This is a genomic window from Methylobacterium sp. WL18 (genome assembly GCF_008040015.1).
Taxonomy (GTDB): domain Bacteria; phylum Pseudomonadota; class Alphaproteobacteria; order Rhizobiales; family Beijerinckiaceae; genus Methylobacterium; species Methylobacterium mesophilicum.
Genome location: NZ_VRVD01000100.1, coordinates 1 through 11060, shown reverse-complemented (window position 1 = coordinate 11060; position 11060 = coordinate 1). Strand labels below are relative to the sequence as shown.

Sequence of the window (11060 nt, the reverse complement as noted above, 5' to 3'; positions counted from 1 at the left end):
GCGCCGGCCCGTCGGTGGCCGCTCCGCCCGCCGCACGCCGGGCCATCAGGATGAACAAGCCCGGCGCCGCCGCAGCGGCGTCGCCGCGGATCAGCGTGACCCGGAGCGCCGGGGCGTCAAGCGCCTCGAATGCACCGCGCGCCAGCGCATCCTCCCGCAGGCCGGTCGTGGGGTCGATCCGGCCAGGCATGATCCGGACCGGATCGATCCCGGGTTCCGTGAGCCCGAAACGGGCGGGCGCCGCCACGGTGGGAACCTTCGCGGCGGGGGTCGACGGCACGAAGGGCACCTCGACCCGGTCCGCGACCACGGATTCCGGAGACGTCGGCGTCGCAGGTTTGGCATAGAGATAGAGTGTGGCGATCATCGCCGAAGCCGCGACCAGGCGCAGGCCCAAACCGGTGAGCGAGAGCTTGCGGCGGCCTTCGGGCGGTTCGGGCGAGCGCTCCGTATCTGGGCTCGGATCGTCGGCTTGCATGATGCCCCGTGCGGACGGCCGCAGGTCTCGGCCGGAAGTCTCGGCCGCCCTCCGATCATCGCTGCACCGGGTTGATCACCACCCTCCAACGGGGCGTCATGCCCGGCATTCCCGCCACAGGGTGAATCGATCCTTGCGCCGCAGCCGCCGGTCTTGACAGCCCCGCGCCATCGGCGCCTTGCTCGAAGCGGCTGCCGCACCCACCTCGTGGGTGTTCGCGGCCGTGCCCGTTCGGCGGGTGCCCCTTCGGCGCGAACGATTCTTCGGCCGATTTTGCTGGCAGGAGCGCGGCACCCGGATCGGCCGGGGCTTTCCGCGCGGAGACGAGAGATGGGTTACAAGGTCGCCATCGTAGGCGCCACGGGAAACGTGGGCCGTGAGATGCTGGATATCCTGGCCGAGCGGGCCTTCCCCGCCGACGAGGTCGTGGCGCTGGCCTCGCGCCGCAGCCAGGGTCAGGAAGTCTCCTTCGGCGACAAAACGCTCAAGGTCAAAGTCCTCGACACCTACGACTTCTCCGACACGGACATCTGCCTGATGTCGGCGGGCGGCGAGACCTCCAAGGAGTGGTCGCCCCGCATCGGCCAGCAGGGCTGCGTGGTGATCGATAACTCGTCGGCGTTCCGCTACGACTCGGATGTGCCGCTGATCGTGCCGGAGGTGAATGCCGACGCGATCGTGGGCTTCACCAAGCGCAACATCATCGCCAACCCGAACTGCTCGACCGCCCAGCTCGTCGTCGCCCTGAAGCCGTTGCACGAGGCGGCCACGATCAAGCGCGTGGTGGTCTCGACCTACCAGTCGGTCTCCGGCGCCGGCAAGGAGGCGATGGACGAGCTGTTCAACCAGACCCGCGCCGTGTTCACCGCCGGCGACATCAAGGAAGGCGGCAAGTTCACCAAGCGGATCGCCTTCAACGTCATCCCCCACATCGATGTGTTCATGGAGGATGGCTACACGAAGGAAGAGTGGAAGATGGTCGCCGAGACCAAGAAGATGCTCGACCCGAAGATCAAGCTGACGGCGACCGCCGTGCGCGTGCCGGTGTTCATCGGCCATGCCGAGGCGGTGAACGTCGAGTTCGAGCGTCCGCTCTCGGCCGAGCGGGCCACCGAAATCTTGCGCTCGGCACCGGGCATCCTGGTGATCGATAAGCGCGAGAACGGCGGCTACATGACCCCGCACGAGGCGGCGGGCGAGGACGCCACCTACATCTCGCGCATCCGCGAGGACGGGACCATCGAGAACGGCCTGAACTTCTGGTGCGTGTCGGACAACCTGCGCAAAGGCGCCGCCCTCAACACGGTGCAGATCGCCGAGGTGCTGGTGAACCGCAAGCTGCTGACCCGGGCCAAGCCCAAGGCGGTGTAAGACACCCCGATCGAGACGTTGGGCGGCCGCGATCGGAGACGATCGCGGCCGTTCCCGTTTTCAGGCCGCCGGCCGGCTCAATGGCCGCCGCCGAGATAGGCCGCGCGTACCGCCGGGTCGCTCTTGAGCTGCGCGGCCGGCCCCTGGAATCGGATGCGTCCGTTCTCAAGAACGTAGGCGTGGTCGGCCACCCCGAGCGCCGCCATGGCGAACTGCTCGACCAGCAGCATCGTCACGCGCTCCTCCTTGAGCTGGCGGATGATGCGGAACACCTCCTCCACCAGCTTGGGCGCCAACCCCATGGACGGCTCGTCCAGCAGAAGGATCTCCGGGCGCAGCATCAGGGCGCGGCCCATGGCCAGCATCTGCTGCTCGCCGCCAGAAAGGGTGCCGGCGAGCTGGGTGCGTCGCTCCTTGAGGCGTGGGAACAGGCTGAAGGCGCGCTCGCGGTCGGCCGCGACATCGCCCTTCGGCCGGGACCCGGTCAGGCGCGGAAAGGCGCCGAGCGTCAGGTTGTCCTCCACCGACAGGGTCGGGAACACCCGGCGGCCCTCCGGCGAATGCGCCAGACCCTCGCGGGCGACATCGTGGCTGTCGAGGCCGCCGATCTCGCGGCCGTTGAGGCGGATCGTGCCGGCGCGCGGGCGGATCATCCCTGAGAGCGCCCGCATGGTCGTGGTCTTGCCGGCGCCGTTGGAGCCGATCAACGTGACCACCTGGCCCTTCGGCACCTGGAACGTGAGTCCGTGCAGGACCTCGATCTGGCCGTAGCCGGCGTGAAGGTCGGCGACCTCAAGCATGGGCGTGCTCCGGGCTGCTGCCGCCCATGTCGTCAGGGGCGCCGAGATAGGCCTCGATCACCTTGGGATCCTGCTGCACCTCGCGGGCGCCGCCCTCGGCGATCTTGTGGCCGAAATCCAGGACGCTGACCCGGTCGCACAGGCCCATGACCACGTCCATGTGGTGCTCGATCAGGATCACCGTGATGCCGGCGTCGCGGATCTTGCGGATGATCGCCACGAGGTCGGCGATGTCGGGCGCGGTGAGGCCGGCGGCCGGCTCGTCGAGCAGCAGGAGCACGGGATCGAGGGCGAGCGCCCGGCCGATCTCCAGCAGGCGCTGCTTGCCGTAGGGCAGGTTGCGCGCCTCCTCCTGGGCGAGGGCGCCGAGCCCCATGAAGTCCAGGATCGACATGGCGCGGGCCCGGGCCTCGCGCTCCTCGCGCCGGCGGCGGGGCGTGCCGAGGATCGCGTCGAAGATCGTGCCCCGGAAGGTGTGGTGCAGGCCAACCAGCACGTTCTCCAGCGCGGTCATCTCGTGGAACAGCTGCACGTTCTGGAAGGTGCGAGCCACCCCCGACAGGGCGATCTCGGAGGGCGTGCGCCCGTCGAGGCGCCGGCCGCCGGCCACCGCCAGCGTCACCGACCCGGCCGTGGGTTTGTAGATGCCGGTGAGCACGTTCATCATCGTGCTCTTGCCCGAGCCGTTCGGCCCGATCAGGCCGTGGATCGTGCCCGGCTTCACGGTCAGGTCGATCCCGGCGAGCGCCTTCAGGCCGCCGAACTGCATCAGCACCTGCTCGACCTTCAGCAGCGCGTCCCCGCCGGCATCGCCGCGCTGGGCGATCAGCGCGGCACCGCCGGCGGCGAGGTCGCGGCCCTCCGCCGTATGGGCCGGCCGCAGCGCCGGGATCTTCTGGCGCAGGAAGCCGACGATGCCGTCCGGCAGGTAGTAGACCACGAACAGGATCATCAGGCCGAAGACCGTCAGGCGGAAATCGGTGACCGATTGCAGCGCCAGGGTCGCCGGCAGGAACAGCACGCACAGCACCACCGGCACCAGGATCGCGTAGCGGTTCGGCTGCTTGCGGAGGAAGGCGAGGGCGCCGACGATCACGGCCGCGGCCGCGATGAGGCCCGCCATGATCCGGACGAGCTCGATATCGGCCAGGATGTTGGGCATCATCACGATGATCGCGGAGCCGATCAGCGGCCCGGAGCGCGACTTGCGCCCGCCCATGGTGACCGCGAGCAGGAACAGCACCGTCAGCTCGAACCCGTAGGAGTTCGGCGCCACGTAGCGCTCGGACCAGGCGAACAACGCGCCGGCCAAGCCGGCCAGCGCCGCCGAGACCACGAAGGCGTAGACCTTATAGCGATAGACGCTGACGCCCATGCAGTCGCAGGCGATCGGCGAGTCGCGCAGCGCCTCGAAGGCCCGGCCGAAGGGCGAGCGCACCACCCGGTTCACCACCAGGATGGTGAGCAGCAGCGCCGCGCAGACGAGATAGTAGAATTCGAGCTTCCGGCCGGCCGCCCCCCAGGGTGCCTGCATGCCGATCAGCGAGAAATCGAGCACCCGGGCCGGCGGCAGGGTGATGCCGAGCGGACCGTTGGTGATCGGCGTCAGCTCGTTGATGAAGATCTGGATGATCGTGCCGAAGGCCAGCGTGACCATCGCCAGATACGGCCCGGTCACCCGCAGGGCCGGGACCGCCAGCAGGACCCCGAAGGCCGCCGTCACGCCGACGCCCGCGACCAGCCCGAGCCAGATGCCGATCTTGAAGTGCAGGAACAGCGTCGCGGCCGCGTAGGCCCCGATGCCGAACAGGCCGGCATGGCCGAGCGAGACCTGGCCGGTATAGCCGACCACGATATCGAGGCCGAGGATCAGGATCGCGTAGATCGCGATCACGGTCAGCAGGTGGATGTAATAGGTGCTCGTGACCACCAGGGGGAACGTCACGAGGGCGACGACCAGCAGCACGGCGCCGACGAGGCCGAGACCGCGGGCGTTCGGGGCCGGCGCGTGATCGGCGGCGGCGGGCGCGAGGGCGGATTGCGCCATGGATGTCAGACCTTCTTGATCACGGCCTTGCCGAACAGGCCGACCGGGCGGATCGAGAGCACAACGAGGAGGAGGATCAGGCCCGGCACGTCCTTGTAGCCGGTCGAGATGTAGAAGCCGGTCAGCGTTTCCGCGACGCCGAGGATCAGGCCGCCGACGATCACGCCGAGGCCGGATTCCAGACCGCCGATGATCGCCACCGCGAACGCCTTCAGGGCCAGCACCGCGCCCATGGTGGCCCCGGTGAGCGTCACCGGAGCCACGAGCACGCCCGCGAAGGCCGCCGTCATGGCGCTGATCGAGTAGGAGAGGGTGATGATCCGCTTGGTGTTGATGCCCATCAGGCCGGCGGCGTCGATGTCGTTGGAGGTGGCCACGACCGCCTTCCCCCAGATCGACTTGCGATTGAAGATCTCGACGCAGAGCATCATCAGCAGCGCGCCGGCGACGATCAGCATCTCCATCGGCAGGACGCGGACGCCGCCGACCTCCACCGCCGCGTCGGGCAGCGGGGAGGGGAACTTCAGGTCGTCCCGGCCCCAGATGTTCTCGGCGAGGTTCCGGAATATGATCCCGAGCGCGATGGTGGCCATGATCCACCCGTACTCGGACTTGATCTTGATCGCCGGACGAACCGCGAGCCGCTCGACCACAGCCCCGAGGGCAAAGCCGAAGACCAGCACCAGCGGGATCATCAGCCAGTAGCCCGTGAACGGCGCCAGCGTCAGCCCGAACAGGGCGCCGAGCGCCAGAGCCTCGCCCTGGCCGAAATTCAGGGTCTTCGAGGTGGCGAAGGTGAGCTGGTAGCCGAACGCGATGGCGGCGTAGATCATGCCGACCGCGACGCCCGAGGCGACGAGCTGAAGGAAGATGGTCATGGAAGGCCGTCTCAGGAACGGGCGGCGGGAGCGGTGACGGCAGCCTGCCCCGGGCGGCGCCCGGGGCAGGCGATCACGAGGCGATCAGTTCGAGGACTTTTCCTTGACGCGGACCACGCCGGCGTTCTTGGCGTCTTCCGGCTTGGCGTAGACGATCTTGCCGTCCTGGACTTTGCCGAACACGACCATGTTGCGCGAGATCGCGTTGTGGTCCTTGGCGGTGAACGGGTGATCGTAGGTGGTCACCACGCCCTCGACCTTGGTGTTCAGGCCTTCGAGGGCTTCGCGGATCTTCGGACCGTTGGTCGAGCCCGCCTGCTTGATCGCCGCGGCGATCAGGTAGACCGAATCGTAGCCCTGGGCGCCGGCCACCGGGGTCGGAATCTTGGTCACGCCGTAGGTCTTGTAGTAATCGTCGAGGAAGGACGCGCGCTTGGCCAGCGTCTTATCCTCGATGAAGGTCTGCGGCATGATCACGCCGTTGCCGTTGGTGCCGGCGATATCGATGAAGCTCTGCATCGAGGCCGGCCAGGACGCGATGATCGGCACCTTCCAGCCGAGTTTGGCCATGCCGTTGGCGACCTGGGCCAGCTCCGGGCCGATGCCGTAGGCCAGGATCACGTCGGCGCCGGCCTGCTGCGACTTCAGCAGCTGGGCCGTCATGTCGACGTCCTTGATGTTGAACTTCTCGACCGCGACCGGCTTCACGCCCTTGGTCGCCAGGTACTTCTCGATGTCCTCGCGGCCGAGCTGACCGTAATTGGTCGAGTCCGCGAGGATCGCGATCTTCTTGTAGTTCTGCGCCAGCGCCTCATCGACCATCATGCCGGCCTGCAGCACGTCGTAGGCCGAGTTCCGGAAGACGTAGTTCACGTCGTAATCCGGCTCCTTGAACTGGTTGGTGATGACCGTGCCGGTGGCGACGTTGTTGAACACCGGGATCTCGGCTTCCTGGTAGAAGCGCTGGGCCGCAAGCGCCACGCCGGTGTTGATGAAGCCCACCGTGGCGACGACCTTCTCCTTGTTGATCAACTCCTGCGCGACCTGGGCGCCGACCTCGTTCTTGGCCTCGTCGTCGCGCTCGATCAGCTGAATCTGGCGGCCGAGGACGCCACCGTTCTTGTTGATCTCGGCGGCGGCGAGCTTGGCGCCGTCGCGCATCGAGACGCCCATCGAGGAGGAGCCACCCGTATAGGGACCGGTAAGCCCGATCTTGATCGGGTCGGCAGCCTGGGCCGGCGCCAGCCCGAGCGCGGTGGCGCCGAGCAGGGCGGCCACTAGAGAGCGTTTCGTCAGGATCATCGTTTCCTCTCCCAAGCGCGTCCCGGGCCGCGTCCGCATCGGCGCATCCCGGTCTGGCGTGTCGATCGTGTTGGATTCGCTGCGCGCCTGCAGTCCACGGGCCGGGTAAGACCGCGTCTCAAGAGCGTTCAAGCGTCCGCTGGCTGCCCTTCAATGTGGCATACCGGATGCGGTTACTCACTCTTTCAGGAAAGAACTCGCTACCGTCAAGGTCTCGGTGACGGCGTTACGCGACGCCGGACGTTGTCTGTGGAAGAAACCTGGTCCTCAGCATTCATCCTCCGGTTCCTCCGTGTGGAAGGATCGGACCGGCTCGGATTAAGACCGGGCGCTCTACGTGTTTCCGGCGATCTTCGGCTCCGCGACTGCCCTATCCGCGAGTCTCCGAACCCCCAATCGGATGCAATACCCCCGAACCGGGACGCCGCCGCCGGGCCAGCGGCTGTCATGGCGCTGTGATGTTCCCCGGCCACGCCGCTGCCCGGTTCGGTCGGAGCTTCGTCATGCGTCGCGTCATCGTTGCAGGCCTCGTGGGGTTGTGCGCCTCGGGGGGCGCCCAGGCCGAGATGCGGCCCCACAACGTCATCCTGTTCGTGGCCGACGGTTTGCGGGCCGGGATGGTGAACCCGCAGAACACCCCGGCCATGGACCGGCTGATGAAGACCGGCGTGCGCTTCACCAATTCGCACTCCCTGTTTCCGACCTTCACGATGCCGAACGCCACCGCGATGGCGACCGGCCACATGCTCGGCGATACCGGCCAGTTCGGGAACACGATCTACACCGCCTTCCCGGTGCCCGGCGCCGGCGACAGCCTGACCCCGTTCCTGGAGAGCGACCCCGTGCTTGGCGACGTCGACGAGCATTTCGCCGGCAATTACCTCAACGAGGAGACGATCCTGGAGGCCGCCCGCGCCAAAGGGTTCTCCACCGCCAGCATCGGCAAGCTCGGACCGTCCCTGGTCTTCGATCACACCGAGCGCTCCGGCCAGTCCAACATCCACATCGACGACAGCACCGGCCGGGCCGGCGGCATCCCGCTCGGCGACGCGGTCCGCGCCCGGCTCAAGGAGGTCAACCTGCCGGAACAGACTCCGACCCGCGGCGCCAACGGCCAGGCCGGCACCGCCGAGAAGCCCGGCACGCTGGCCGCCAATGTCGAGCAGCAGGCCTATTTCACCGCGGTCGCCACCAAGGCGGTGCTGCCGCTGTTCAAGGCCCGGCAGAAGCCGTTCGTGCTGGTATTCTGGTCGCGCGATCCCGACGGGACGCAGCACAACCAGGGAGACAGTCTCGGGCGGCTGGTGCCGGGCATCAACGGGCCGACCAGCCTGGCCGCCATCCACAACGCCGACGACAACCTCGCCCCCCTCCAGGCCGCCCTGCGCGAGCAGGGACTGGCCGAGACGACCGACCTCGTCCTGACCTCGGATCACGGCTTCTCAACGATCTCGAAGGAGAGCGCCTCGAGTTTCGCCGCCGGGCAATCCTACAAAGGCGTGCCGGCCCGGCAGCTGCCCCCGGGCTTCCTCGCCATCGACCTGGCGCACGACCTCGGCCTGACGCTGTTCGATCCTGACGCCAAGGGCGTCACGGTGGAGGCCGGGACCTTTCCGAGCCGCGCCAACGGCCTGATCGGCGCCGATCCGGCCAAGCCCGACGTGGTGGTGGCGGCCAATGGCGGCTCGGACCTCGTCTACGTTCCGAACGGCGACACCGCGCTCGCCCGGAAGGTCGTCCAGGCGCTGTCCCGCCAGGATTACGTCAGCGGCCTGTTCGTCAGCGACGCGCTCGGCGCCATCCCCGGGACCCTGCCGCTCTCGGCCATCGCCCTCGACGGCTCGGCCCTGACCCCGATGCCCGCGATCGTGGTGAACTTCCGCAGCTTCTCCACTGGCTGCGCCGATCCCACCACCTGCGGCGTCGAGGTGTCGGACACCACGCTTCAGCAGGGCCAGGGCATGCACGGCAGCTTCGCGCGCTCCGACACCCGCAACGTCATGGGCGCGGTCGGCCCGAGCTTCCGCGGCGGCGTGGAGAGCGACATCCCGGCGAGCAATGCCGACCTCGGCAAAACCATCGCGCGGATCCTGGATCTCGACATCCCCGCCAAGGGCAAGCTCGTCGGCCGCGTGCTGACGGAGGCGATGGTGAACGGCGCGCGGCCGGCGGCCCAGACGCATATCCGCCGCTCGGATCCGGACGCCGCCGGCATCGTGACGGTGCTGAACTACCAGACGGTCGGCGAGACCCGGTATTTCGACGCGGCCGGATATCCGGGCCGGACGCTGGGCCTGGTCGAGGAAGAGCATGCCGCCGGGGGGCACTGACCTCCGCCCGAAGCTCCCACCCACTAAGCGAAGGGCCGCACCCGGTGGGGTACGGCCCTGTTCGATTCCGATCTCGCTCCGGCCGCCGAACCTGGTGCCGGCTCCGCAGCGGAAGTCCTACGCCATGCCCAGCGCCTGCATGTAGAGTTCGAGGATCGCCTCCTGCTCCTGGCGCTCGCTATGATCCTGCTTGCGGATCCGGATGATCGTGCGCACCGCCTTCGCGTCGAAGCCCCGGCCCTTCAATTCGGCGAACACCTCCTTGATGTCGCCCATGATGCCGGCCTTCTCTTCCTCCAGGCGCTCCAGGCGCTCGATGAACTGCTTCAGCTCGTCGGCGGCCACGCCCTCGGACGACGAGACGTCGCCGCCGGGCCGTTGGGCTGTTGCGGTGGGCATCGAATGGGCGTTCATGGGGCTCTCCGGGATGCGCGGCGCGGTTGCGCCCTGGACCGGTGGTTAACGGGCCGAACTTACCGGAAGCTTAGCCGATTCTCGCCGCCCCTCTCGCCCGGTCAGTGATCCTTGGCCTGCGAAGCCGAAAAACCCGCCTGCTGCTCGGGGCTCGCCTCGGTCTGGTGCTTCGCCTTCCAGTCGGCGTAGGGCATTCCATAGACGGCCTCGCGGCTCTCGTCCTTGGTGAGCGGCACACCTCTCTCGTCGGCGGCATCCTTGAGCCAGTTCGACAGGCAGTTCCGGCAGAAGCCCGCCAGGTTCATCAGGTCGATGTTCTGCACGTCTGTGCGGTTGCGCAGGTGCGACACGAGCCGGCGGAACACTGCGGCTTCGAGTTCGGTCTGGGTCTGCGGGTCGATCTCAGGCATCGTGGAAACGCTTTCGGCTGAGGGTTGTCGGCACGCATCTCGGGATCGGCCGCGTCCCGATCAAGCCGCGATGAGCGGCCGCAGGATGCGGGCGAAGCGCTCGGCCCATTCCTCCTGCCCGGCCTCGCCCGCGATGAGGTCCTGGCGGATCTCCACCAGCGCGTTGGCCAAGCCGCGGGCGGTGGCGTGGCGGTCGATCGTATCGCCCGGCAGGCCGCCGCCATAGGGCTGGTTGTCGCCCACCGTAAGCCCGGCCGGATCGGCCGCGAGCGCTTCGATCAGCGGCCGGGCGAGGCGCTCGTCCCGGTCGTACAGGATGCCGACCTGCCAGGGCCGCGCGATGCCGCGCCAGTAGGGCGTGAAGCTGTGCATGGTCAGGATCGCCGGCGGACGCCCGGCCGCCTGGGCCGCCGCGATCGCCGCGTCGATGGCGGCATCGAACGGCGCGTAGAAGCGCGCGATCCGGGCCTGCTTGCCGGCCTCGTCGATGCGGGCATTGCCCGGCACCACGGCGCCATCGGACAGGCGCATCACCAGGGTCGGGTCGGCCCGGCCGCGGTTCGGGTCGATGATCAGGCGCGAGAAGTTCGTCAGGACCGCCGGCACGTTCAACCGGGCCGCGAGCCCGCGCGTCACCGCCGCGGCGCCGATATCGTACGCGATGTGGCGCGCGAACTCGGGTTCCGGCACGCCGAGCTCGATGTCCGGGGGCACGAAGTTCGACGCATGATCGCACGCGATGATGAGCCCGCAGGCGGGATCGCCGGGGAGGATTTCGCACGGATGCGGGGCGTGGGCGCGCGATTCAGTCTCCGGACGGGTCACGGGGCTCCGAGGGTTGGATCTGTGGGACGGCACCGATCGCGCTTGCCGTGGGGCGGCGGCTCGGGCAGATCACCTGACGAGGCCAGATGCCTACCAAACAACGTGCGCTCACGGCAAGAAACGGGCCCGCCGTCCACCAATGAATGGGCGGGGATCGCACGCAAGAACATCCTGTGAGGAGCCCGTCCGACGCCATGTCCGAAAC

9 protein-coding genes and 1 pseudogene are annotated in these 11060 nt (G+C 68.3%); 2 read left to right on the top strand and 8 right to left on the bottom strand.

Annotated elements, in window-relative coordinates:
* A pseudogene (locus FV228_RS10530) lies at positions 1–478 on the bottom strand (hypothetical protein); the annotation flags it as partial.
* A 330-nt stretch (positions 479–808) separates the two neighbouring features.
* On the opposite strand from FV228_RS10530, the gene FV228_RS10525 reads away from it, so the two are divergent.
* Positions 809–1849 carry an aspartate-semialdehyde dehydrogenase gene (locus tag FV228_RS10525; protein WP_147854577.1) on the top strand — a complete coding sequence of 347 codons (1041 nt, stop codon included), beginning with the start codon at positions 809–811 and terminating at the stop codon, positions 1847–1849.
* 77 nt (positions 1850–1926) lie between these two features.
* Here the strand turns inward: FV228_RS10525 and FV228_RS10520 are convergent, their stop codons facing one another.
* The 4 genes from FV228_RS10520 to FV228_RS10505 all read right to left on the bottom strand — a co-directional run bounded on the left by FV228_RS10520 (position 1927) and on the right by FV228_RS10505 (position 6876).
* Positions 1927–2649: an ABC transporter ATP-binding protein gene (locus tag FV228_RS10520; protein WP_147854576.1), complete on the bottom strand. Its 723-nt coding sequence runs from the start codon at positions 2647–2649 to the stop codon at positions 1927–1929.
* On the bottom strand, positions 2642–4696 hold the full coding sequence (locus FV228_RS10515) for a branched-chain amino acid ABC transporter ATP-binding protein/permease (RefSeq protein WP_147854575.1): 2055 nt from the start codon (positions 4694–4696) through the stop codon (positions 2642–2644). Before FV228_RS10515 ends, FV228_RS10520 begins: the two co-directional genes overlap by 8 nt.
* A gap of 5 nt (positions 4697–4701) precedes the next feature.
* Complete coding sequence (locus FV228_RS10510) at positions 4702–5574, bottom strand: branched-chain amino acid ABC transporter permease (protein ID WP_147854574.1); 873 nt, start codon at positions 5572–5574, stop codon at positions 4702–4704.
* A gap of 84 nt (positions 5575–5658) precedes the next feature.
* Positions 5659–6876, bottom strand: coding sequence for an ABC transporter substrate-binding protein (locus FV228_RS10505; RefSeq protein WP_147854573.1), 1218 nt, complete (start codon positions 6874–6876; stop codon positions 5659–5661).
* 503 nt (positions 6877–7379) lie between these two features.
* Between FV228_RS10505 and FV228_RS10500 the strand changes: the two genes are divergently transcribed.
* Entirely contained in the window at positions 7380–9206 is a 1827-nt protein-coding gene (locus tag FV228_RS10500; RefSeq protein ID WP_147854572.1) for a nucleotide pyrophosphatase/phosphodiesterase family protein, read from the top strand.
* 117 nt (positions 9207–9323) lie between these two features.
* Here FV228_RS10500 and FV228_RS10495 read toward each other — a convergent pair whose 3' ends face one another.
* The 3 genes from FV228_RS10495 to FV228_RS10485 all read right to left on the bottom strand — a co-directional run bounded on the left by FV228_RS10495 (position 9324) and on the right by FV228_RS10485 (position 10855).
* On the bottom strand, positions 9324–9605 hold the full coding sequence (locus tag FV228_RS10495) for a DUF2312 domain-containing protein (protein ID WP_167367711.1): 282 nt from the start codon (positions 9603–9605) through the stop codon (positions 9324–9326).
* A 116-nt stretch (positions 9606–9721) separates the two neighbouring features.
* Entirely contained in the window at positions 9722–10030 is a 309-nt protein-coding gene (locus FV228_RS10490) for a DUF1244 domain-containing protein (protein ID WP_147854571.1), read from the bottom strand.
* A gap of 60 nt (positions 10031–10090) precedes the next feature.
* Positions 10091–10855, bottom strand: a complete 765-nt coding sequence (locus FV228_RS10485) for an N-formylglutamate amidohydrolase (RefSeq protein WP_147854570.1) — start codon at positions 10853–10855, stop codon at positions 10091–10093.
* Between the last annotated feature and the right edge of the window lie 205 nt (positions 10856–11060).